Source organism: Pigmentiphaga daeguensis, from assembly GCF_039523035.1.
Taxonomy (GTDB): Bacteria; Pseudomonadota; Gammaproteobacteria; order Burkholderiales; family Burkholderiaceae_B; genus Pigmentiphaga; species Pigmentiphaga daeguensis.
In genome coordinates, this window is sequence record NZ_BAAAEN010000004.1 from 155,784 (window position 1) to 178,245 (window position 22,462).

The 22,462-nt window shown below is 67.8% G+C and carries 19 protein-coding genes and 1 pseudogene; 5 read left to right on the forward strand and 15 right to left on the reverse strand.

The features are described from left to right. Positions 1-19: 19 nt before the first annotated feature. The 5 genes from ABD104_RS07460 to ABD104_RS07480 all read right to left on the reverse strand — a co-directional run bounded on the left by ABD104_RS07460 (position 20) and on the right by ABD104_RS07480 (position 4,656). Positions 20-733, reverse strand: coding sequence for an ABC transporter ATP-binding protein (locus tag ABD104_RS07460; RefSeq protein WP_087839245.1), 714 nt, complete (start codon positions 731-733; stop codon positions 20-22). Continuing rightward, entirely contained in the window at positions 730-1,509 is a 780-nt protein-coding gene (locus ABD104_RS07465) for an ABC transporter ATP-binding protein (RefSeq protein ID WP_087839244.1), read from the reverse strand. Before ABD104_RS07465 ends, ABD104_RS07460 begins: the two co-directional genes overlap by 4 nt. A gap of 1 nt (position 1,510) precedes the next feature. Then, complete coding sequence (locus tag ABD104_RS07470) at positions 1,511-2,368, reverse strand: branched-chain amino acid ABC transporter permease (protein WP_087839243.1); 858 nt, start codon at positions 2,366-2,368, stop codon at positions 1,511-1,513. Between the two features lie 15 nt (positions 2,369-2,383). Then, the gene (locus tag ABD104_RS07475) at positions 2,384-3,265 is read right to left on the reverse strand and encodes a branched-chain amino acid ABC transporter permease (RefSeq protein WP_132979938.1); all 882 of its coding nucleotides are present in this window, start codon (positions 3,263-3,265) and stop codon (positions 2,384-2,386) included. A gap of 239 nt (positions 3,266-3,504) precedes the next feature. After that, positions 3,505-4,656 (reverse strand): ABC transporter substrate-binding protein, encoded by a 1,152-nt coding sequence (locus tag ABD104_RS07480; protein ID WP_087839241.1) that lies wholly within the window; start codon positions 4,654-4,656, stop codon positions 3,505-3,507. Positions 4,657-4,852: 196 nt separating this feature from the next. Between ABD104_RS07480 and epsC the strand changes: the two genes are divergently transcribed. Continuing rightward, the gene (epsC, locus tag ABD104_RS07485) at positions 4,853-5,773 is read left to right on the forward strand and encodes a serine O-acetyltransferase EpsC (RefSeq protein WP_087839240.1); all 921 of its coding nucleotides are present in this window, start codon (positions 4,853-4,855) and stop codon (positions 5,771-5,773) included. Between the two features lie 26 nt (positions 5,774-5,799). On the opposite strand, the gene ABD104_RS07490 is transcribed toward epsC, so the two are convergent. The 6 genes from ABD104_RS07490 to ABD104_RS07515 form a co-directional block, all read right to left on the reverse strand. Further along, positions 5,800-6,315 carry a GDYXXLXY domain-containing protein gene (locus ABD104_RS07490; RefSeq protein ID WP_243724545.1) on the reverse strand — a complete coding sequence of 172 codons (516 nt, stop codon included), beginning with the start codon at positions 6,313-6,315 and terminating at the stop codon, positions 5,800-5,802. Continuing rightward, entirely contained in the window at positions 6,308-7,345 is a 1,038-nt protein-coding gene (locus tag ABD104_RS07495) for a DUF4401 domain-containing protein (RefSeq protein WP_132979937.1), read from the reverse strand. Before ABD104_RS07495 ends, ABD104_RS07490 begins: the two co-directional genes overlap by 8 nt. Beyond that, complete coding sequence (locus ABD104_RS07500; RefSeq protein ID WP_132979936.1) at positions 7,342-8,343, reverse strand: DUF2157 domain-containing protein; 1,002 nt, start codon at positions 8,341-8,343, stop codon at positions 7,342-7,344. The genes ABD104_RS07495 and ABD104_RS07500 overlap by 4 nt, the downstream gene beginning before the upstream one ends. Next, positions 8,340-9,827, reverse strand: coding sequence for an HDOD domain-containing protein (locus ABD104_RS07505; RefSeq protein ID WP_087839236.1), 1,488 nt, complete (start codon positions 9,825-9,827; stop codon positions 8,340-8,342). Before ABD104_RS07505 ends, ABD104_RS07500 begins: the two co-directional genes overlap by 4 nt. Before the next feature lie 21 nt (positions 9,828-9,848). Further along, a complete protein-coding gene (locus tag ABD104_RS07510; protein WP_165963187.1) occupies positions 9,849-11,507 on the reverse strand; it encodes a putative bifunctional diguanylate cyclase/phosphodiesterase in 1,659 nt (552 codons plus the stop codon). Between the two features lie 186 nt (positions 11,508-11,693). Beyond that, positions 11,694-12,875, reverse strand: a complete 1,182-nt coding sequence (locus ABD104_RS07515; RefSeq protein ID WP_087839234.1) for an HPP family protein — start codon at positions 12,873-12,875, stop codon at positions 11,694-11,696. Positions 12,876-13,059: 184 nt separating this feature from the next. Here ABD104_RS07515 and ABD104_RS07520 point away from each other — a divergent pair, with 184 nt between their 5' ends. Further along, the gene (locus tag ABD104_RS07520; protein WP_087839233.1) at positions 13,060-14,169 is read left to right on the forward strand and encodes an alkene reductase; all 1,110 of its coding nucleotides are present in this window, start codon (positions 13,060-13,062) and stop codon (positions 14,167-14,169) included. 81 nt (positions 14,170-14,250) lie between these two features. Here ABD104_RS07520 and ABD104_RS07525 read toward each other — a convergent pair whose 3' ends face one another. From ABD104_RS07525 to ABD104_RS07540, 4 genes and pseudogenes are all read right to left on the reverse strand, one after another. Next, positions 14,251-14,457: a hypothetical protein gene (locus ABD104_RS07525; RefSeq protein WP_087839232.1), complete on the reverse strand. Its 207-nt coding sequence runs from the start codon at positions 14,455-14,457 to the stop codon at positions 14,251-14,253. Between the two features lie 20 nt (positions 14,458-14,477). Further along, positions 14,478-15,379 (reverse strand): annotated as a pseudogene (locus tag ABD104_RS07530) (DUF4382 domain-containing protein). Positions 15,380-15,513: 134 nt separating this feature from the next. Next, positions 15,514-16,377, reverse strand: a complete 864-nt coding sequence (locus ABD104_RS07535) for a hypothetical protein (protein WP_343927332.1) — start codon at positions 16,375-16,377, stop codon at positions 15,514-15,516. Positions 16,378-16,443: 66 nt separating this feature from the next. Beyond that, a complete protein-coding gene (locus tag ABD104_RS07540) occupies positions 16,444-17,484 on the reverse strand; it encodes a LacI family DNA-binding transcriptional regulator (protein ID WP_087841771.1) in 1,041 nt (346 codons plus the stop codon). A 215-nt stretch (positions 17,485-17,699) separates the two neighbouring features. On the opposite strand from ABD104_RS07540, the gene ABD104_RS07545 reads away from it, so the two are divergent. The 3 genes from ABD104_RS07545 to ABD104_RS07555 all read left to right on the forward strand — a co-directional run bounded on the left by ABD104_RS07545 (position 17,700) and on the right by ABD104_RS07555 (position 22,449). Continuing rightward, entirely contained in the window at positions 17,700-18,671 is a 972-nt protein-coding gene (locus tag ABD104_RS07545; protein WP_087841772.1) for a Bug family tripartite tricarboxylate transporter substrate binding protein, read from the forward strand. A gap of 22 nt (positions 18,672-18,693) precedes the next feature. Further along, the gene (gene gudD, locus ABD104_RS07550) at positions 18,694-20,043 is read left to right on the forward strand and encodes a glucarate dehydratase (protein WP_087841773.1); all 1,350 of its coding nucleotides are present in this window, start codon (positions 18,694-18,696) and stop codon (positions 20,041-20,043) included. Between the two features lie 672 nt (positions 20,044-20,715). After that, positions 20,716-22,449, forward strand: coding sequence for an MBL fold metallo-hydrolase (locus ABD104_RS07555; protein ID WP_343927333.1), 1,734 nt, complete (start codon positions 20,716-20,718; stop codon positions 22,447-22,449). Positions 22,450-22,462: the final 13 nt, after the last annotated feature.

Here is a 22,462-nt window from a genome sequence, read left to right on the forward strand (position 1 = left end):
GCTTTTGCCGGAGCGGCCCTCAGCCGCCCAGGTAGGCTTCCACCAGCCTGCGATCGCCCAGCAGTTCCTTGCCGGAGCCCGACAAGGCGATGCCGCCCGTCTCGAGCACGTAGCCGCGATGGGCGATCTTGAGCGCCTGCCGCACGTTCTGCTCGACCAGGAAGATCGTCAATCCCTGCCGGTTGATCTCGCGCAGGATGCGGAAGATCTCCTGCACGATGATGGGCGCCAGCCCCATGGAGGGCTCGTCCAGCAGCAGCAGCCGCGGCTTGGCCATCAGCGCCCGTCCGATCGCCAGCATCTGCTGCTCGCCGCCTGACAGGTTGCCCGCCATGCCGTTCAGGCGCTCTTTGAGCCGGGGGAAAAGTTCGAACACGCGATCCAGGTCGGCGCCGATCCCGCCCTTGTCGCGCCGGGTATAGGCGCCCAGCTCGAGGTTCTCGCGCACCGTCATCGTGGTCAGGATGGCACGGCCCTCGGCCACCTGCACGATGCCCTTGGAGACGATACGGTGCGGCGCCAGGCGCGAGATGTCCTCGCCCTGGAACGTGACGGTGCCCGCTTCCTTGGGGATCAGGCCCGACAAGGCCAGCAGCGTGGTGGATTTGCCGGCGCCGTTGGCGCCGACCAGCGTCGTGATCTCGCCTTCGCGCAGCTCGAGGTCTATGCCCTTGACCGCGGCGATGTGGCCATAGGAAACCTTCAGGCCGTCGACTTTCAGCAGCGGATTCATGCTTGCACCTCGTCCGCCACGTCGTCCTCGCGTCCCAGGTAGGCTTCGATCACCATCGGATTGTTGCGGATTTCCTCGGGCAGGCCCTCGGCGATGATCCGACCGAAATTCAGCACCGCGATACGGTCGCACAGGCCCATCACGAAGCGCATGTCGTGCTCGATCATGAAGATGGTGTAGCCCCGCGCCTTGATGTTCTGGATCTCGGCCATCAGGTCCACTTTCTCGCCGGTGTTCATGCCCGCCACGGGTTCGTCCAGCAGCAGCAGCTTGGGCTCGGTCGCCAGCGCCCGGGCCAGCTCCAGCTTGCGCTGGTCGCCGTAGGAGAGGTTGTCCGCGGTCTGGTGCGCCTTGTGCTCCAGCTTGACCCAGGACAGCAGCTCGAGCGCCCGTTCGCGCGCGCGGCGTTCCTGGGCGCGGAACCCGGGCAGCGCCAGCAGCAGGCCTGCCGGACCGTAGTCCAGGTGGCGGTGCATGCCGACCACCACGTTCTCGAGCAGCGACATTTCCTTGAAGATGCGGATGTTCTGGAACGTGCGGGCGATGCCGCGCCGGGTGATCTGGTGCGGCTTGGCACCGACGAGGCTCTGGCCGTCGAAGGTAAGCGAGCCGCCGGTCGGATCGAGCAGGCCCGTGATCAGGTTGAACACCGTCGTCTTGCCCGCGCCGTTGGGGCCGATCAGACCGAAGATCGTTCCCTGCGGAACCTCGATGTTGACGTCCTGCAGCACGTGCAGGCCGCCGAAGCTCTTGGAGATGGATTGCAGTTTCAGCATGTCATTGGCTCCGCCGGCGGAACCAGCTGCGCAGCAGCGCCGGGTCCCAGATGCCCTTGGGCAGGAACAGCACGATCAGGACCAGGATCACGCCGTTGATGACGAGCCGGAAATCGTTGAACGCGCGCAGCGTCTCGGGCAGCAGCGTCAGGATCACGGCGCCGGCCACGGGCCCGGCCAGGCTGCCGATGCCGCCCAGTATGGTCATGGTCAGGATCTCGACGCCCCGGTCGAACCCGTATTCGTTGGGTCCGATGAAGAAGGTCAGGTGGGCGTTCAGCGCGCCCGCGAGGCCCGCCAGCAACGCCCCCAGGACGAAGGCCAGCATCTTGGTGTTGTTGACGTCGATGCCCATCAGTCCGGCGGCGGTCTCGTCTTCCTTGATGGCCTCGAACGCGCGGCCGACCTTCGAGCGCAGCAGCCGGAACAGCACCGCCAGCGACAACGCCACGGCCAGCGCGATGTGCCACCACTGCGTCAGCTGGGGGATGCCGTTCAGGCCCAGGGCACCGCCCGTCCACGACTCCGTGTTCAGGATCACGACCCGGACCACCTCGCCGAAGCCCAGCGTGGCCATGGCCAGGTAGACCCCGGACAGGCGCAGCGTGGGCTTGCCGATGACGAAGGCCACCAGCATGGGCGCGGCCATGCCGCCCAGCAGCGCCACCGGAAAGGACATCTCGAAATTCATCGTCAGGATGGACGCGGTGTAGGCGCCTATCCCCATGAAGGCGGCATTGGCCATGGCCAGCATGCCGCAGGAAAGCGTCAGGTAGATCGACAGGGCCAGCAGGGCGTTGGTGCCCAGGGTCAGCACCAGGTTGCTGTAGATCGACCAGAAGTTATCGAACCATTCCATTTCTTGTCTGCGTCCTTATGCCTTGCGTTCCAGCACCTTGCCGAACAAGCCCTGCGGCCGGACGAGCAGGATCAGGAACAGGAGGCCGAAGGCTACGGCGTCGCGCATGGTCGACCCGATGTAGGCCACCGACAGCACCTCCGCGAAGCCCAGGAACAGCCCGCCTATCATGGCGCCGCGTATGTCGCCCATGCCGCCCAGGATGATGACGGCGATGCCCTTGTGCAGCATGGGCTGGCCCATCAGCGGGAACACCGCGTTGGAATAAAGGCCGATCAGCACGCCGGCCACGCCGCCCAGGGCGGCAGCGGCGAAGGAGGTCAGCATGAACAGCCCCTCGACGTTGATGCCCAGCAGCGAGGCGGCCTTGGGCGATTCGGCGATGGCGCGCAGCCCCCTGCCCAGCTGGGTACGCTTCATGACGACCATCAGCGCTGCCATCAGCGCGAACGACAGGAAGATGATGATGAGCTCGATCACCGTCATGTGCAGCCCGGCGATCTCGATGGCGTCGTCGGGCACCAGGCCGGACGGGAAGCGCATGTTCGCGGCGCCATAGATGCCCTGCATGCCGCTGTTGAGCGCGATGGCCACGCCTATGGTGGCGATCATGGGTATGAGGTGCGGCGCGTTGCGCTTGCGCAGGCGCTTCAGGACGAGCACGTCGATCAGGATGCCGACGATGCCGCTGCCCACCGCCGCGGCGGCCAGGCCGGCCCACAGGGGCAGGTCGAACTGGGTGATCAGTTGCAGCGCCACGTAGGCGCCGACCATGAACACCGCGCCGTGCGAGAGATTGATGACGCCCAGCACGCCGAATACCAGCGTGAAGCCGAGCGCGAACAGAGCGTAAACGCACCCCAGCGATAGTGCGTTGACGAGTTGCTGTTGGAACATGCCCCCCCCTACGCGCTTCGCGCGCCCCCCAGGGGGCGGCGCTGGAGGACCGGCGGAGCCGGATCCTCGGCGCCCTGGATCGGGCGGCCTACTTTTTGCCAGGGCCGGATACAGGAGCGAAGCAGCAAGATTACCAATGGAAAATGGGCACGAGCCCTACTTTGCTATTACAAAGGGCGCGGGAGTCCCGCGCCCTTTCGGATCGCCGGCGCGAGGCCGGCGGATTCCGCGGGTGCCGCTTATTTCTCGATGACGTAGCGGCCGCCGCGGGTGACCATCACGATGGGAGTCTGGACCGCATCGTAGCCGCCGGGCTTGCCGGCGGCGCCCTTGGCCTGGCGGAACTGGAAGGCTCCGGTCGCGCCGGTGATCTTCACCGCGGGCAGCGCCGCCCGGAGGGCGTCGCGGTCGGCCTGCAGGTTGCCCGAGAGCTTCACCTTCTTCAGGGCTTCGGCGACGATGTGCATCGCGTCGTAGGCCTGGGCGGCGAACTGGTCCGGCGCCACATTGTACTTCGCCTTGTAGGCGGCGATGAACTTGGTGTTCTCGGGGGTCGCGTTCTCGATCGACCAGGGGCTGCCGACCCACAGGCCGTCGGCCCGTTCCTTGGCCAGGTCGAACACCTTGACCGAGTTCATGCCGTTGCCGCCGATGAAGGGCACGTTCAGGCCCAGCTGGCGGGCCTGGACCATGATGGGGCCGCCCTCGGCGATCAGCGCCGACAGCACCACGGCGTCGGGATTGGTGGCCTTGATCTTGGTCAGCTGGGCCTTGAAGTCGACGTCGCCCTTGGCGAAGGTCTCGGTCGTGGTGACCGGGATCTTCAGGTCTTCCAGGGCCTTCTTGAAGTTGTCGTAGCCGCTCTTGGTGAACACGTCGTCGTTGCCGTAGAACACCGCGACCTTCTTGATGCCGTTGTGCTTGGCGGCGACGCGGATGGTCTCGGGCAGCACGTCGGCCTCGGTGACCGAGTTGCGGAAGACGTAGTTGCCGATGGAAGTGATGCCGTCGGCGGTGTTCGAGGTGCCGAACACCGGGGTCTTGGCGGCCTGCGCGATCGGGTCGGCGGCCTGGGCCGAGTTGGACAGCGTCGGGCCGAAGATCAGCACGACCTTGTCCTGGAATACCAGTTTCTTGAAGACGTTGATGGCTTCTTCCTTCTTGCCCTGTTCGTCTTCGATGACCAGCTTGATGGTGTTGCCGTTGACGCCGCCCGCGGCGTTGAGTTCGTCGGCGGCGAGCTGGAAGCCATTGCGGATGGCGGCGCCGTACTGGCCGGCACCGCCGGACAGGGCGGCCGCCAGGCCGATCTTGACGTCGGCGGCCTGGGCGAACGCAGCGGCGCCGAGGGCGGCCGCTGCCACCAGCGATTGACTGAAAATGCGGTTCATGTGAGTGTCCCTATAGGTGTCGCGTTTGCGCCTGGGCGTCCACGGCGCGGGACGGCGCGGGCCCCGGGCGCGGGCGACTTGGCGCGATATTCTACCGTTTCGGGCCATACCAGACGAGTCGAAAGGGTTTCCCCTAGCGGGGAAAGCCGCTTCGACTATGCTTGTGGGCATTGCCCACGCAACTCATTTTTCCGTCATGAACCTACCGCACACGCCCTCCCCGGACATCGCTCCCGAGTGGCACCTGGCCGACATCGTCGAGCAGTTGCGCACCTCGCGCGAGATCGAGCACAAGATCCGCTACCTGGACCGGGTGCGCGAGCTGCCCTCGCGCGAAGCCCTGGTCACCGTGCTGGACGGCCTGTCGGCCGCGCTCTTCCCCACCCATTACGGCCGCTGCAAGCTGACCGACGACAGCATCGATTATTTCGTCGGCAACACGCTGAACGCCACGCTCAACCTGCTTTGCGAACAGGTCCGCCGCGCGCTGTATTTCTCGGAAGCGCCGGACACCCACGACAAGCAGAACCTGCAGGGCAAGGCGATCGAGATCACCCGTCGCTTCGCCTCGCAACTGCCGGCCATCCGCGCGGTCCTGGTCAGCGACCTGCACGCGGCCTACCAGGGCGATCCGGCCGCCACCAGCATTTCCGAGATCCTGCTGTCCTACCCCGGCATCAAGGCCATCATCCACTACCGGCTGGCCCACGCGATCCACAAGCTGGGCGCCCCGTTCCTGGCACGGCTGATCTCGGACATCGCCCACTCGGCCACCGGCATCGACATCCACCCGGCCGCCCAGATCGGCGCCAGTTTCTTCATCGACCACGGCACCGGCGTGGTGATCGGCGAAACCACGATCATCGGCGAGCGGGTCCGCCTCTACCAGGCCGTCACGCTGGGCGCCAAGCGCTTCCCCGCCGATCCCGACGGCAAGCTCACCAAGGGCATCGCCCGCCACCCCATCGTCGAGGACGATGTGGTCATCTACGCCGGCGCGACCATCCTGGGCCGCATCACCATCGGCCGGGGCTCGACGGTCGGCGGCAACGTCTGGCTGACCCAGAGCGTGCCGGCCAACACCAACGTCAACCAGGCAAAGAACCAGGAAGACTGATCCCGCGGGGCCCCTGCCCCGGGCCCTTACGGCCGCTCGCCGCGAGGGCCGAGCCACCCCAGGTCGGCATCCTGCAGGCCGACCAGCAGCGCCCGTCCGTCCCCTCCCACGCGCAGCGCGCCATAGCGGGCGCGCTCGAAGTCCCCGGCCCGCCCCTCCTGGAAGAAATAGGCGTCGGTGGCGATCCGGATCCGCCCGTCGCGCACCGTGTAGGCCAGCCGGTTCTCGCGCTCGGCCAGCGGCGTGCCGTCGTCCAGGCGAACCAGGGCTGCGCGGCTGGAGCCAGCCTCGCGCCGGACGACGATGGCTCCCGCGGCGGGCAGGTCCTCGCCCAGGCGCTGGCGCAGCTCGCGCGCCAGCGCCCAGTCCAGCGCCATGTAATCGCCCTGCATCAGCGACCGGGGATCGACCGGCGCCAGCTCCAGCGACACCAGCGTCCCGCTGGCCAGCAGCGACTCGTTGCGCCAGATCGAAGCGTTGACCAGGCCCAGCACCAGGACCAGTCCGGCGGCGATCAGCCAGCGGGCCATGCGCTCAGTCATGGCCGCCCTCCGGCGCGCCCAGCCTGGCGATGCCGCGCCAGGCCAGCAGCAGCACGCCCCCCAGCGCCAGCAGCACCGCCGCCTTGCGCGGCAGGCTCCAGGCCTGTGCGTAGTAGAACCAACCCACGCTCCACAGCGCCACCAGCAGCCCGCCCACCCAGAGCGGGGTCCGGGCACGGGCGTAGCCCAGCACCGCCGTCATCAGGCCGAAGGCCACTCCCGGAGCCCAGGCCCCGGCCAGGACCAGGGCGCAGGCCGTGGCGGCGGCCCAGCCGCGGACGGCCGGTCGGGCGCGGACCGACAGGCGCCAGGCGACCCAGGCCAGCGGCAACGCCGCCAGCACATGTGCGGCCCAGGCCAGCGCACGCCAGGCGGGCGGCACGGACAGGTCCATGCCGTGCAACAGTGCGCCGGCCAGGCCCAGCACCCACAACGCCAGGGTCACGCCCCAGGACAACGGCGCCTGCCCCTGCCCCAGGCGATGCGCCCATCGTGTCTCGCCCAGCCAGGCCGCCGCGCAGGCCCAGGCCGCGATGACCGGCACGGGACTCGGCCAGTCCAGTTCGCGGAAACATCCCTCGCCCGCCAACAGCAAGGCCATGACGCCGAAACAGCGGGCGATCGCGCTCGGCATGACGATCGCCAGGACCAGTCCCAGCCCCGCCGCCGCCAGGAAAGTCCCCCAGACCGGCAGCCAGGCCGCCCCGGCGACGGCGACGGCGCCATAACCCGCCAGGCAGAGGCTGAGCGCGAACTGCGCCCGCAACTCGGGCGGCTGGCCCTGCAGCAGCATGCGCGCGACGATCAGCAGCAGCACGCCCACCACCACCAGGCTATGCGAATCGAAAGGATCCGGCAGGACCAGCCCCGCGAAAACCAGCAGCAGGAGGCCGCCCAGCCAGCCGCACACGCCCAGCATCAGGCGCACGTGCCAGGGCGTTGCCACTTGCGCCTGTGCCATGGGCGGGACATCGCCCTCGGCCAGCCCCTGGCGGCGCAGCTGGTCCCAGACCTGCGGCAGGCCGTTCATGCCTCCTCCGCCCAGCGGGCCTGCAGGCGCCGCAACCAGACGGCCGCGCCCGCCGAGGCCGCGATCAGGAAACCGCCGACGACGAGCAGGGCCAGCTCGCCCTGATCGCCTTGCGCCAGCAGGCGCGCGAGCCCGGCCGTCGCGACCGCGATCGCCGCCAGGCAGCACAGGGTCAGCATGGGCAGGTCACGGCGCCATTGGTAGAACAGGAAACCGCCGGCCAGGGCCAGGGCCATCACGGCCCGGTTGGCCCAGGCCAGGATGCCGCCGGCACGCGCGTCATCCAGGATGGCGCCGACCAGCGCGCTCACGACGATGGCCAGCACCAGCACGCCGGCCAGCCGGGGCAGGAAACGCATCCGGCCGCCGTCGGCGAGCCGCCCGCCCAGCGCTTCGGCCGCCGCGGCGGCGGCCAGGTCCAGCCAGAACAGCCAGGGATGCGGCCATCCCCCGTCCAGCGCGGCCAGCAGGATGGGCGAGAACCGCCCCACGTAGAGCTGGGCGGCCAGGTTGGCCAGCACCAGCAGCAGCGCCCATGCCGCGGCCGACCGCGACACGGCCACCCAGGGCAGGATGAGGAGGCCCCATGCCAGGAACAACTGGTAGCTGTCGGCTCCCGTCTGGTAGTGCTGGCCCAGATAGGCCAGCAGCGCGCCGCACAGGATCATCGCGAACAGCAGCGCCACCCGGCCCGCCGGGCGCGCCGTGCCCAGGCGCCAAGCCACCGCGGCGGATGCCGCCAGCAGGGCCTGCAACAGCGCGAACTTGGCGATGGGCGGCCATTCCTGCCAGTTGAAAGCCACCAGGAAAATGATGCCGGCGGCGCAGGCCAGCGTGCCGCCGTAGGCGCATACCCGTTCAAGGAAACGCCGCCAGGCCGGTCCGTCGGGCAGCACCGCCGCCAACCGCAGCCCTTCTTCGGCGGCCCCGGCCGATAACGCCTTGCGCCGTGCCAGCTCGATCAACTGGCGATGCACGGCGGCGCGGCCGCCGCTCAAGGCGCTTCGCGAGCCGCCGTGCGGGCGTGGCCGAAGAATCGGCCCAGCTCCCGTGCCAGCTCGTTCAGGGCGGCCATTTCCTCGGGAAGAATCTTGCGCGCCAGCTGAGCGCTGTTCCAGTCGCCATAGATCAGCGCCACCGTATCCTTGTCCGCGCGCACGGGCAGCAGCACGAAGGCGTGCGAATCGGGCACGGCATCGCGGAACCAGCGCGGGATGTGGACGCTGAACTTGGGATCGCTGGCGTTCTCGATGAAGATTCCCACTGAATTGGTGATGGCCAGGTGGAAGACGTCCACCGAGAATATCTCATTGAAGCGCAGTTGGGGGAGCAGTTGCTCGATGCCGCGGCCGAATCCCAGCCGCGCCTCGAAGGTATGGCGACGCGGATCGCGCACGAAAACGATGGTGCGCGAGAACTGCATGCCGGCCAGCATGGCTTCGGACGCCATGGCCAGCACGGGTCCCAGGTGGTGCTCGGACGGCAGCGAGCGCAGGTCGCGCATGCCCTCGCGCAGCGTGCGCTCGGCGTTGTGCGATCCGCCCTGTGTCGACTCCGCGTGCAGGTCGTCGATTTCCTGGATGAAACGCTGGCTGGCCCGCTCGCGGGTCAGCTCCTCCATGATCTCGTACAGCGGCTCGGGCGCCACCGCCAGCGCGTGCGCATAGCGTTGAACCGTCTCGCGCATCCGCCGCTCGCGCAATTCGACGTCGCCGCCCGCGATGGTCATGCTGCGCGACATCTGTACCGAGAAGCTGGCCACCGCGCGCAGCCATCGGTCGTGGTCCAGCACGACGTCCTGGTCGGCCGGCAGGCCGGCAAGGTCGAAGGGCTCCATGCCGCGCCGGATCACCGCCGGCAGCCCCCACCGCTCGGCGGCGTCCTCGCCCAGCTCTTCGAAGCTGATGCCCAGCACCTCGGCCGACACCTCGTCCTCGGTACGGCGATATTCCAGGGCATGCTCCCGGATCTGGGTCCATTCGCTCTCGAGATAGAAGATGCACAGCAGCTTGCCGAGCTGGCGCATCAGCGTACAGACCACCGCTTCCTCGCTGGTCAGCAGCTCGCGCACCTCGCATACCTTGCGCGCCACGCAGCCCGCCAGCATCGCCCGGTTCAGCTCCAGCTTGGCGTCGAGCCGCTGCAATTGCAGATGGGACTGCTGGAAATGATCCACCAGCTTGAGGCCCAGCACCAGGTGGCCCACGGCCTCGATGCCCAGCACGACCAGCGCGCGGGACACCGTGGTGATATTGCCGCCGAAGGCCATGTACATGGCCGAATTGGCCAGTCGGATGACGCGCTGCGTCAGCGTGAAGTCCGACAGGACGATCTGGGCCAGCGCCGTGATGTCGTGGTCGTCCCCCTTCATCGCCGAGATCGTGGCACGCAGGGAATCCGACAGCAGCGGGAAGTCGCCGCGCTCGTTGATGCGCGACCACAGCTTGCGGGTCAACGCGTGGCGTTGTTGGGTATCCGGCATGGGGGAATCCGTCTACCGGCGTCAGCTCGCCAGCGGCCGCAGCTCGCCGGTTTCGAATTTGTGCGCCAGTTCGTTGATGGGCAGGGCCTTGCATACCAGCCAGCCCTGGATCAATTCGCAACCGCTGGCCACCAGCAGGTCGCGCTGGGCCTCGGTTTCGACGCCCTCGGCCACCAGGTCCAGGCCCAGCGTGCCGGCCAGCCCGACGATGGCGTCGACGATGGCCTGGTCATTGCGCGAGGAAGGCAGGTTGCTGATGAAACGCCGGTCGATCTTCAGGGCGGCCAGGGGAAAACTCTGCAGGTAGGCCAGGCTGGAATAGCCGGTGCCGAAATCGTCCACGGCGAAGCGCACCCCCAGATCGGTCAATTCCTCGAGCAGGGACTTGGCGTGGGCCGGATCCTCCATCAGCACGCTTTCGGTGATCTCGAGCACGATGCGCCGGGGCGCCAGCCCCGTCAGCTTGAACGCCTCGCGCACCGCGGCCGGGAAGCGCTTGTCGCGGAACTGCTGGGCCGAGACGTTGACGCTGGCATATTGCAGATGGATGCCGCGCGCGTCCCACTGCATGAGCTGCATGCAGGCATTCTTCAGGGCCCATCCGCCCAGGAAATTGATCAGGCCGGCCGATTCGGCCAGCGAGATGAATATCTCCGGCGAAACGGCGCCCAGCACGGGGTGATGCCAGCGCATCAAGGCCTCGATCCCTGTCACCTGCCCGTTGCGCGCCTCGACGATGGGCTGGTAGTGCAGCGAGAACTCGCCGTTGCGGATGCCGCTGTGCAGGTCAGATTCGAGCCTGAGCGTGTCGGGCCGGTTGCCGGCCGCGCGCCGTTCGTAGAAGGCGAAGCTGTAGCCGCGATTGCGGCCGGCCTGCGCCAGCGCCTCGTCCACGTGGTGGAGCAATTGGTCGCAGCCGTTCGCCCGGTCGGGGAACAGCACGGCACCGATGCGTACCGACAGTTGCAGCGTCTGCCCCTCGTGGGAATACGGCAGCTGGATCGCATCGGACACCCGGCGGGCGAACTCCTCGACGTAGCCGCGGTCGGGCACGTCGCGCAACAGGATGAGGAAGGCGTCGCTGTAGCAGCGCGCCACGAACTCCCGGGCATGGCAGGCGCCCTTGAGCCGCAGCGCGGTCTCGTGCAGGATGCGGTCGCCGGCCTCGTAGCCGAAGGCCTGGTTGACGCGATGGAACTCGTCGATGTCTATCTGCAGCAGGGCCACGCGGTAGCCCTTGTCCAGCGCCTCCTGCTTGGCCCGTTCGATCTCGTGGCGCGCCGAGGCCAGGTTGTCCAGCCCCGTCAGCACGTCGTGGTACATGGCGTAGGTCAGGCATTGCTCGTTGTCGGCCCAGGCCGACACGTCATGCCCGACCACCAGCAACTGCCCCGGCTCGGTCGCGTCGGGCGCGACGCGCAACTCCACCAGCCGGGGATAGGTCAGCGTCTTGATCAGGTGCAGCGTGCACTTCTGCACCTCGCCCGTCTGCTGGGCCTGGCGCAGGCAGGCTTCGAGCAGGGACACGTCCTCCTGCGGGACCAGGTCTCGCAGCGTCACGATGCGCAGGTATTCGCGGTGATAGCCGATGAACGCAAGCCCCGGCTCGGAGATGTACAGGAACCGGCCCTGCTGGTCGATGCGCGCGAAGAAGTCGATGGCGCTTTCGAAAGAGGCCACCGGATCGGCGCAAACGCGGTCTAAGGTATCAAGTCGCATGGAGGGACGGGCTCAAGGGAGGCCCGGAACCACGCCTGGACAGCTGGACGATAGCAGGGCCTGTCTCCGGTCAACGTACTTGCAACGGTATTAACGGCGGGCCCGCCGCCAAGTTGAGACGCGCTTCGACGCGGAATAGACCCCGAATCACGCGTCTCTTCCGGCTCCAACCGCCCGCGACAGGGCCTTGACAAGATCGGTCTGCGTGATGATGCCGGCCAGCGTGCGTTCCTCGTCGATGACGGGGATATGGTGATGGCCGCCGTCGGCGAACATCGGAATCAGCTCGATCACGTAGCGGCTCGCGCTGACCACCCGGACATGGCGGGTCATGATCTGCGAAATGACCCGCGGACGCCCGCCGGCCCCGGGCGCGAGACCGATCAGCGCCCGCAGCCGCCCTCCCCACCCCTCGGGCCGGTCCATTTCCAGCTGCCTCATGAAGTCGGCCACCGTCACGATGCCCACCACGCCGCGGGCCTGGTCGATCACCGGCAGCGCCTTGATGCGATGCTGGCGCATCAGCGCCCAGGCGTCCTTGAGCGGCATGTCCGGCTTGGCGCTGAGCGGGGTGCGCGTCATGATGTCCCGGCACCGAAGCTCCCCCAGGCTGCGCCGGTAGGCGGCCATTTCCGCATGGTGCAGCAGGTCCTCCAGGTCGTCGGGACTGACGTCCAGCACCTGGTTGTAGTGAGCCAGCGCGGCGTCGAGGTCGGCCGCGGTGAAACGCGACCGGGGGCCGGGCACGGGCTTGGCCTGGGCATGGGGATAGCGGCGTCCCGTCAGGCTGTTGTAGGCCAGGCCGGCCACGATCAGCAGCACGGAGTTGGCCAGCACGGGAAACAGCGCGTAGCGGTAGTCGGCCGCCTGGGCCAGCACCGCGGTCAGGGCCGCCGCTCCCCCCGGAGGATGCAGGCAGCGCAGCGACAGCATCACCACGATGGCGCCTCCCACCGCCAGCGCGGCCGCCAGGACCGGATCGCCCACCAGATTGACGCAGGCGATGCCCACCAGCGCCGACAGCGTGTTCCCGCCTATCACCGACCACGGCTGGGCCAGGGGGCTGGCCGGCAAGGCGAACACCAGTACCGCGCTCGCGCCCAGCGGGGCGACCATCCAGGCGGCGGCCCCCAGGCTGCCGGCCATCGCACGGCTCGCCCAGGCGGCCAGCAGGATCCCGGCCAGGGCTCCCAGGACGATGCGCACGCGCTCCCTGCCGTTGATGCGCATCCGGCCCGGCCGGAACGAACCCAGCCAGGAGCACAGCGTGGAGACGGACAAGACGGGAAGCGACGCGGAAACCCGGGAGGAAGCGGAGCGATCGGACATGGAACGACGGCGACAGCGGCACGGCAGACGGAGACCAGCCGGGCATAGTACCGGATTTGCGGCAGGGCTCCGCCGGCCGGATAACCCCTACGGCACAACGGACATGAGCATATATCGTCACTTAACGATATATGATTCGAGAGTCATCGATATGATTCGCCGCATCTCTAAACCAGGATTTCCTATGACCACGCTGTACGATCCCATCACCGTCGGCGACCTCCGGCTCGCCAACCGCATCGTCATGGCCCCGCTGACCCGCAACCGGTCGCCGCGGGCCGTCCCCCAGCCGGTCACGGCCACCTACTACAGCCAGCGCGCCAGCGCCGGCCTGCTAATCACCGAAGCCACCGCCATCAGCCACCAGGGCCAGGGCTATGCCGACGTGCCCGGCCTGTATTCGGAAGAGCAACTGGCCGGCTGGCGGCGGGTGACCGACGCGGTCCACGCCGCGGGCGGCAAGATCGTCGTCCAGCTCTGGCACGTGGGACGCATATCGCACACCTCGCTGCAGCCGGACGGCGGCGCGCCGGTGGCGCCTTCGGCCATCCGGGCCAACGCCAAGACCTACCTCGTCGGGCCGGACGGGAGTGGATTCGTCCCGACCTCGGAGCCGCGCGCGCTGCGCCTGGATGAACTGCCCGGCATCGTGGCCGACTACCGGCGCGCCGCCCGCGCGGCCATCGAGGCCGGCTTTGACGGCGTCGAGCTGCATGCCGCCAACGGCTACCTGATCGATCAGTTCCTGCGCTCGGGCAGCAACCGCCGCGACGACGCCTACGGCGGCTCGATCGAGAACCGGGCGCGCCTGCTGACGGAAGTGCTGGACGCCATCACCGACGAAATCGGTGCCGGCCGCACCGGCATCCGTATCTCGCCCGTCACGCCGGCCAACGACGCCTCGGACCCCGAACCCCAACCCCTGTTCGAGTACGTGGTCCGCAAGCTGGCCGGCTACGGGCTGGCCTACGTCCACGTCATCGAGGGCGCGACGGGCGGCGCCCGCGACTACCGCCAGGGCGACGCGCCGTTCGACTACGCCGCGCTGAAAGCGGCCTACGCCCAGGCCGGCGGCCGGGGCGCGTGGATGACCAACAACGGCTACGACCGCGCGGCCGCCGAGCAAGCGGTCGAGAGCGGGGCCGCGGATCTCGTGGCCTTCGGCAAGCTCTTCATCGCCAACCCGGACCTCGTGCGCCGCCTGCGCGAGCGTGCTCCGCTCAACACGCCGGACAACACCACGTTCTACGGCGGCACGGAAAAGGGGTACATCGACTACCCCGCCCTGGCCTGACCGGCCTGGACGGACAAGGGGGACGGGCCAACGGCGCCGTCCCCTGCGCCCCGTACCAGCGGCGCCTCCGCTCTTACTCTGCTAGCAACGGCCCTTCTTCGCCTGTCCCGGCGGGCAGAAGCGCGGCCCGGGATAACCGCCCCGGTAGGCCGGTTGATACTCGTAGTAATACCCCGGCGAATCGTAGTAGTACCCCGGCGCCGGGGCCACGACGGCCCCTCCCGGGGTGTACACCGCGCATCCGCCCAGCGCGGTCGCCGCAACGATGGCGGTCAGGATGGATTTCATGATTGCTCCTTGCGTACCGATCAGAACGCGAAGTCCCGCGTTGCCGGTCCCGTACCGATATCGACGGACGAGGACTTCACGGCGCCCGTCGAAGTCGTGGCCTCTATCGTGTAGCGTCCGGCCACGGTCGCGTCCGGGACCAGGGGAATGGGCAGCGTGGTCTGGTAGGTGCCGACCACCGGCGCGGCGGCGGGCAGGTTCATGCCATAGGCGCCGGTCGCCAGGTTGGCGAACGTCGAGGCCACTTCGAACTTCGCCCCGCCCGTCGTCTGCAAGGCGCGCAGCGACGCTTCGGCGCTCAACGGCGTCACGGTTCCCGACACGGTGTTGAAGGCCGACGGCGGCGGAGCGATCGGCGCCGTCGACGTGGAGACCGTCGTGCTGGCTCCGGCCACCACCGGCACCGACCGGATGATGCCTACGCCGCGCGCGGCCGATGCCGGCGGCACGACCACGACGTCGACGTTGCCGGCCGTGCTGCTCTGTTCGATGGGCGACAGCGTGAACGCGCCTTCGCTCGTGGCCACGGTGCCCTTGACGACCTCGCCGCCGCGCTCGGCATAGACGCGCGAACCGGCCGGCGCGTAGCCGACCACCTTGCCGCTCACCACGATGGGAATGGCGGTCACCACGGGCTTGAGATTGAAGCCGCCATTGCCGCGCGCGACGATGGACTTACAGGCATCGAAGTCCAGTACGAGATCGGTCAGCGTATCGGGCGCAACGGTGAACGGCCGGATGACATCGACGTTCGGATTGCCGTTCACACGGATCTTACTGACGGTTACGAAGACATGATCGAAGCCACAGGCAGGCGCATCGGTCATCGAGACTTGCAGCGTGCCTGGGGGGGAGCGGACGAGCCGTCTCCGCCGCCGCATGCCGCCAATCCCAATGCCCCCGCGCATCCCAGAGCCAGCATGCCATATGGAAATCTGTTGTTCGCCACGACGACCTCCTTTCGGTAAAGCGTGAACGCGGGGCGAGCATACGGCGGAGAGTGTTCGGGACGTGTAATCTACATGTAAGCTCTGTAAATGACGCGGGAACCCTTGGTTACATGCCGCTCTCGGCCTTCGCGCCGCGCGCTTCCTTCAGCGCCACGGTCAGATTCGCCACCTTCCGCTTCAAGTCGGCATTCTCGGCCCTGAGTGCGCGCACCAGGCCCTGGAGCTCTGCCACATCGGTACTCTCGGGCGGCAGGTCGTCCTCCCCTTCCCCGCCCCCGGCCGCCGCCGGCTCATCCGCCGGACGGGCCCTGGCCTTCTTTTCGCGCACCTGGCGCGCCGCGCGCCGCAGCTCGTCCTTGCCGCCAGCCACGGCCACGACCTGCTCCTCGGCCGGCAGCGTGGCGACGGCCGCCGCCGCGCTGATGGAGATGGTGCCCGACTTGACCGCGGCCACGAGTTCGGGCGCGGCCGCTTTCTGTATCTGCTCGATCTGGGCGACGGTGGCCGTGCTGAGCCGGGCGGCCCGGGCCACCGCCTCGCGCGTCGCCATCGCAGGCCGTGCCGGCTCGGCGGGCGCGCCGCCATCCCGCGTGGGCGGCGTCTCGGCGGCGTCCGCCGGCGCGGCGGGGGCCGGTGCGGCGGCCGCCCGCGCCTGCAGGATGTCCTTCTTGCGCAAGGCCAGCACGCCCCGCTGGTAGTCGGAAATGCTGCGCCGGCCCAGGTGGTTGTCTATCATCCAGAGCCGCACGTCATCCATCGAACGGAACGTCGTGTTCTGCACGGTCCGGAATTCGATGCCGTGCTTCCTGCATATGCCGTAGCGGTTGTGCCCATCGACCAGCACGTTGCCCCACAGCACCAGCGCATCGCGGCACCCTTCGGCCAGCAGGCTGCCCTCCAGCGCGGCGTACTCGTCTTCGCTCAGCGGATCGATGTAAGCCCGCAGTTCTTCGTTGATTTCTATGTCCATGCAAACCTTCATCGCGGATCGGCCGGAAGTTTAATCGACGCGATTCCCGGACGCGGCCGGAACCCGTCAGGCGCTTTCGCGCGCGACGATGCGGAAGCCGATCTCGACGATGGATGCCGCCGGCCGCTGTCCGCCGGCGCGGGCCGCGATCATTTCCGCGGCCTTGGCCCCGATCGCGGCCCCGTCCACGTGCACCGAGGTGATGGAAGGCGACATCGACGCGGCGATATCCATGTCGCCGAAACCGACGACGGCCAGTTGTCCGGGCACGTCCACGCCCTGCACCATGGCCTCGGTAAGGACGCCCGCCGCCATCAGGTCGGATGTGCAGAAGACGCCGTCGATGTCCTTGCCGCTGCGCCGCAGCGCGCGCAGGCCCTCGCGTCCCTGCGCATGCGTGGTCGGCGCGGGCAGATAAAGCGCGACGGGCTCGGGCAGGCCCATTGCGAGCGCCGCACGCACGTAGCTCGCGGCGCGCAGGTGCGCCCGCTCGTCATCCCCGCTCAACACCGCCAGACGGGTCTTGCCGGCCTCGAACAGATAACGGCTGACGGCCGCGCCGATCTGCTCGTGCGACACGCTCAACAGCATGTCGATGGGCGTGGCCGTGGTGTCCCAGGTCTCGACGACGGGGATGCCGGAAGCCTGGAGCAGGCGGCGCCCCTGCGGCGAATGCATGACGCCGGTCAGCACGATGCCGTCGGGGCGACGGCCGATGATGGCCCGCAGCAGCGCGTCCTCGCGCGGTACGTCGTAGCCGCTCTGCCCCACCATGAGCTGGTAGCCCCGCGCATCGAGCGACTCCGTCAGGGCCGTCAGCATGCCCGCGAACAAGGACCCCGCGACCGACGGCACCAGCACGGTCACCAGATGGCTGCGCGACAGCCGCAGCGCGCCCGCCATCAGATTCGGCACGTAGCCCAGCGCCGCGATGGCGGCATTGACCTTCTCCAGCGTGGCCGGGGAAACCTGCTGCGGCGTATTGATGGCACGCGATACGGTGATCATCGAGACGCCGGCCGCCTGGGCCACTTCGCGCACGGTCACCCGCGCCCGCTCGGCCGGCTGGTCGGAAACAGAGGCAGGCTTACGAACGGAGGCAGACATCGGCGGCGTGGCGGCGGTACGGGTAGGACATGAGACGAAAGGCTAACCCGGCGCGCCCGCCGATAGCGATCCACGGGACCTGGGTTTCCACCTATGGCGTCTCCACGGCCCGGGATCATACATTCTGCCCACGCGGATGTTAACGTTAACAAGTCATGAACAACGCTGACATCCCGGATTGGTAACGTTAACATTCACAAGAATACGGAGACGACATGAACGCCAAAGCACGCGCATGGATAATCGGGATGGCCCTGGCGGCAGCCTCCGGCGCAGCCCACGCCTGGCCCGACAAGCCGGTGACCATGGTGGTCCCCTTCCCGCCGGGCGGCGCGACGGACTCGGTGGCGCGTGCCGTCGCCAACAAGCTGCAGGAACGGCTCAAGCAATCCTTCGTGGTCGAGAACAAGGCCGGCGCCACCGGCACCATAGGGGCCGCGCAGGTCGCCCGCGCGGTGCCGGACGGCTACACGCTCATGGTCACCTCGCTCGCGCCGCTGGTCGTCGCGGAACACCTGATGAAGGACCTGCCCTATGCTCCGGCCAAGGACTTCACCTACCTTACCGTCGCCGTGCAGGCCCCCAATGTCCTGGTGGTCAGCCCTTCCCTGGCGCCCAAGGTGGGCAACGTCCAGGATGTCCTCTCGCTGCTCCGGTCCCGGCCGGGGGCGGTCAGCTTCGCCACCTCGGGGGCGGGCTCGTCGGACCACCTGACCGCGGAACTGTTCTGGCAGAAAACCGGGACGAAGGGACTGCACGTTCCGTACAAGGGCGGCGCGCCCGCCATCGCCGACCTGCTGGGCAACCAGGTCGACATGTCGTTCCAGAACGTCAACGCCGTACTGCCCCACATCAAGGCCGGCAAGCTCAAGGCCATCGCCGTCACGGGCAACACCCGCTCGCAGGTGCTGCCCGACGTGCCCACCTTCGCCGAAGCGGCGGTGCCCGGCCTGGTGGTCTATTCCTGGCAAGCCGTCGTCGCGCCCAAGGGATTGCCGGCCGACCTGCGCAACCAGATCTCGGCCGCGCTGACCGACGCCATCAAGGATCCCGCCGTCAGCAAGCCTTTCACCGACGTCGGCCTGGAAGTCGTGGCGAACTCGAGCGATGAGTTCACACGCTTCCAACGGCAGGAAAGCGCGCGCTGGAAGGAAGTGATCGAGACCGGAAACATCTCCATCCAATAACGCGACCGCCCCGGAAACGATCATGCCTTCTGCTTTCCCGCCAGCCGGACACACGCCCACCGTCACCCGCATGCGGGTGGTTCCGGTGGCCGGCCGCGACTCCATGCTGCTCAACCTCAGCGGTGCCCATGCGCCCTACTTCACTCGCAACCTGGTCATCCTGACCGACAGCGCCGGCCATACCGGCGTGGGCGAAGTACCGGGCGGCGAGAACATCCGCGCGACGCTGGAAGACGCGCGCGACTTCATCGTCGGCAGCTCCATCGGCCGCTATACCGACACGCTCAACCGGATGCGCAATACCTTCGCTGGCCGCGACGACGCGGGCCGCGGGCACCAGACGTTCGACCTGCGCGTTGCCATCCACGCCGTCACGGCTGTCGAATCGGCGCTGCTCGATCTGCTGGGCCAGCACCTGGAGGTGCCGGTGGCCGCGCTGCTGGGCGAAGGCATACAACGCACGTCGGTGCAGATGCTGGGCTACCTGTTCTACGTGGGCGACCGCGCGCAAACCCCGCTGCCCTACGCCAGCGCTCCGGAGGAAGCGGACGACTGGCTGCGCCTGCGGCACGAAAAGGCGCTGACGCCCGAGGCCATCGTCGGGCTGGCCGAAGCCGCCTATCGGCGCTATGGATTCGAGGACTTCAAGCTCAAGGGCGGAGCGCTGCGCGGCGAGGAAGAGATCGAGGCCATCCACGCCCTGCATGAACGCTTTCCCAGGGCGCGCATCACGCTCGATCCCAATGGCGGCTGGCTGCTGCGCGACGCCATCCGCCTGTGCCGCGACATGCATGGCGTGATGGCCTATGCGGAGGACCCCTGCGGCGCCGAGGGCACGTACTCCGGCCGCGAGACCATGGCCGAGTTCCGGCGGGCAACCGGACTGCCCACGGCCACCAACATGGTCGCCACCGACTGGCGTGAAATGGCACACGCCCTGTCGCTGCAATCCGTCGACATTCCCCTTGCCGATCCGCACTTCTGGACCCTGCAGGGCTCGGTGCGCGTCGCCCAGGCCTGCCAGGCGTTCGGCCTGACCTGGGGCTCGCATTCCAACAATCATTTCGACATCTCGCTGGCGATGTTCACCCACGTGGGAGCGGCCGCGCCGGGCCGGGTCACCGCGCTCGACACGCACTGGATATGGCAGGACGGCCAGAATCTGACGCGCAATCCGCTGCAGATCCGCGGCGGCCGCATCGAACTGCCCCAGGCTCCCGGGCTGGGCATCGAACTCGACATGGACGCGGTCGAGCAGGCGCACCAACTCTACAAACGGCACGGCCTGGGCGCACGCGACGATGCCATGGCCATGCAGTACCTGATACCGGGCTGGAGGTTCGACAACAAGAAACCCTGCCTGGTCCGCTGAAGAAAGCCGCCGGGGCGGCCAATCATTCCGACTTGCACAAGAACACCAAGGAGACAAGCAAGATGAGCACTGCATCGCGACAGGCAGGAAAACTGCTGCCGGCGTTCATCGCCGCGGCCCTTCTGGCTGGCTGTGGCGGGGGCGACGACGGAAGCGCAGGTCCCGTGCGCCCGGGTCCGCCGGGAGCGACGGTTTCGTTCCGAACGGCCGGCCTGGTCCAAGGCCTTCCCCATCTGGAAACCGATTCCGGCGGCAGGCAGACCGTACACGTCACCATCCTGACGCAGACGGGCCTGAAGACGCTGTCCACCGCCCCCAGCACGCCGGAACGTGCGGCGGCGATCAAGGACGGGCTCGTGCCGGGCAATCTCGTGGACTGGCTCGCATCCCCGGCCGGTACCGTCATCGTGCCCGAGGACGGTTCGCCTGCCTTCAACGTGATCCTGTCCAAGGGCTCGTCGTCGGCTGCCCAGTTCAACCTGCAGAAGTACGGCGCGGCGGTCACCCGCAACGACGGCGCCCCGGGGCCCATGGTGGCCGCCGGATGGGTCTACGGCAAGACCGGGTCGACCATCACGGTCGGCGACGGCACGACAGTCACCGCGGACCAGGCGGGCCGGGCGTATGCCAAGCCGATCAAGCGCTACGAGGAAACCTACACCGTCGCTTCCGATGCAAGGGTCTTCAACGTCAACACCGAGGACTACGCCAAAAAGCGAGACGTCCACGTTCGGCGCCATCCCCGTCACCGCCGACTACCACTATGGCACCACCTCGCGCCAGGCCGCATATCTGCTGTTCGACGACAACTACTTGAACGCGGATCGCGCCAAGGTCGTGGCGATCTGGTACTTCACCCCGCCCTCCAAATCCGATGGCAAACCCACCTGGGACGTTCCCACGCAAAGCCCCATGCTGGGGGACAAGGGCATCGATCCGGTTTCAGGCCTGCCCTACGTGGCCATCAACGCGACCTCGGTATCCTCCGCGCCCTACAGCCGCAGCACCGAGCCGTTCGAGATGGTGAAGAACACCATGTACTACGTCGGCGACAACGAAGTGGCCTCGTACGTGCTGAAGGCCGACATGGGGACCGCGGACACCTCCGACGACAAGGTCATCAAGATCGACGCGGGCTGGCCCAACAGCGGCTACCAATACTGGAAGAACATGGAGCTGGTGGGGATAGACCCCCGGTCGGTCACCGACCTGTGGCTCACGCATGGCCACGCCGACCACTACGGCACGGCCGTCGAGCAGCTCAAGATGATGGACAACGCCGGCAAGACCATGGACGTCTGGGCGTCGAAAGAGGACGTGGCGGGCGTCAAGAGCGACCTGCAAGGCAACGCGTGGGACATCCCCGGCGCCCTGCCCGAATCGGAAACCGCCCTGCGTGCCCGCACCAACAAGTTCTACGACTACGACCGGTGGTACGACTTCGGCAACGTGAAGATCATGGTGATCTGGTCGCCCGGCCACACGCCGGGGTCCACCAACATGCTCTTTCGCGTGAAGAATCCGGCAGACGGCAAGTTCTACACCTTCGGCTATCACGGCGGGTATGGCTTCAACGGCCTGAACTCCCCGACTGCCGCCAACGGTTGGCGCCGCCTGTCCTTCCAGCACGGCTTCAGCTACCTGCAGAGCACCGTCGAAGTGGATTTCGTGGCGCCGCAGCATACCAATCAGTATCCCATCGTCGAGGTCTACCAGGCGCTCAAGGCCTACAACCGGGATCCGGCCAACGCCGGAAAGCAACTCACGATGATGGAGGCGATGACCTCCAGGGTCTACGATGCGCCGGTCCTGGGCGGCGGCAAGATCACGAGCGAATTCGCCAACCAATTGGAGAAACGTCGCTCGGTGGCCTCGTACCGGGCCAGCGATGAAGCCAACCGCTCGTACAAGAGCATAGAGACCTCGGGCCCCTTCAAGCCTGGCCGGGAAGCGGGCCTGGCCAACGTCCGGGCGACACTGCTTGACGAAGGGAAAATCATCCAGGGCTTCGTCGGCGCCCAGAACAAGAACCCGTCGATCCCGCTGCTGGCCAATGGCATCGTGATCCCGACGGACAGCTACGTGAACGACCCTGGCGGCTTCTACGTCCAGGTTGCAGTCGACGTGCAGGACAGCACATACAAGGGCTACATCCCCCCAGGATACAAGCAGGCAAGTCCGGGTATGGGCACCGAGATCACCTATGACGGCGGTCCGGTCGAATCGGTGCATGCGGCCACGGGCACCTTCCACCCGCCCGAGTACCTGCGGACCCAGCGCCTGAACAGCCTGGCCGAGGCACAAGCCGTCCTGGCCAGGGTCGCCAAGGGCCGGACAGTCACGCTGTCGCTTACGCCGGCGAGCGAGATCGTCGTGCCGGCCAACGTCGCCGATGCCTTCCGCTAAGGCCGTCGACGGG

Bases quoted from the DNA above. Each gene is read 5' to 3' on its own strand.
- ABD104_RS07460 (WP_087839245.1), bottom strand. From the start codon at position 733: ATGAATCCGCTGCTGAAAGTCGACGGCCTGAAGGTTTCCTATGGCCAC.
- ABD104_RS07495 (WP_132979937.1), bottom strand. From the start codon at position 7,345: ATGAACGGCCTGCCGCAGGTCTGGGACCAGCTGCGCCGCCAGGGGCTG.
- ABD104_RS07490 (WP_243724545.1), bottom strand. From the start codon at position 6,315: ATGACTGAGCGCATGGCCCGCTGGCTGATCGCCGCCGGACTGGTCCTG.
- ABD104_RS07515 (WP_087839234.1), bottom strand. From the start codon at position 12,875: ATGTCCGATCGCTCCGCTTCCTCCCGGGTTTCCGCGTCGCTTCCCGTC.
- epsC (WP_087839240.1), top strand. From the start codon at position 4,853: ATGAACCTACCGCACACGCCCTCCCCGGACATCGCTCCCGAGTGGCAC.
- ABD104_RS07480 (WP_087839241.1), bottom strand. From the start codon at position 4,656: ATGAACCGCATTTTCAGTCAATCGCTGGTGGCAGCGGCCGCCCTCGGC.
- ABD104_RS07555 (WP_343927333.1), top strand. From the start codon at position 20,716: ATGCAAGGGTCTTCAACGTCAACACCGAGGACTACGCCAAAAAGCGAG.
- ABD104_RS07540 (WP_087841771.1), bottom strand. From the start codon at position 17,484: ATGTCTGCCTCCGTTCGTAAGCCTGCCTCTGTTTCCGACCAGCCGGCC.
- gudD (WP_087841773.1), top strand. From the start codon at position 18,694: ATGCCTTCTGCTTTCCCGCCAGCCGGACACACGCCCACCGTCACCCGC.
- ABD104_RS07525 (WP_087839232.1), bottom strand. From the start codon at position 14,457: ATGAAATCCATCCTGACCGCCATCGTTGCGGCGACCGCGCTGGGCGGA.
- ABD104_RS07475 (WP_132979938.1), bottom strand. From the start codon at position 3,265: ATGTTCCAACAGCAACTCGTCAACGCACTATCGCTGGGGTGCGTTTAC.
- ABD104_RS07545 (WP_087841772.1), top strand. From the start codon at position 17,700: ATGAACGCCAAAGCACGCGCATGGATAATCGGGATGGCCCTGGCGGCA.
- ABD104_RS07470 (WP_087839243.1), bottom strand. From the start codon at position 2,368: ATGGAATGGTTCGATAACTTCTGGTCGATCTACAGCAACCTGGTGCTG.
- ABD104_RS07505 (WP_087839236.1), bottom strand. From the start codon at position 9,827: ATGCCGGATACCCAACAACGCCACGCGTTGACCCGCAAGCTGTGGTCG.
- ABD104_RS07520 (WP_087839233.1), top strand. From the start codon at position 13,060: ATGACCACGCTGTACGATCCCATCACCGTCGGCGACCTCCGGCTCGCC.
- ABD104_RS07535 (WP_343927332.1), bottom strand. From the start codon at position 16,377: ATGGACATAGAAATCAACGAAGAACTGCGGGCTTACATCGATCCGCTG.
- ABD104_RS07465 (WP_087839244.1), bottom strand. From the start codon at position 1,509: ATGCTGAAACTGCAATCCATCTCCAAGAGCTTCGGCGGCCTGCACGTG.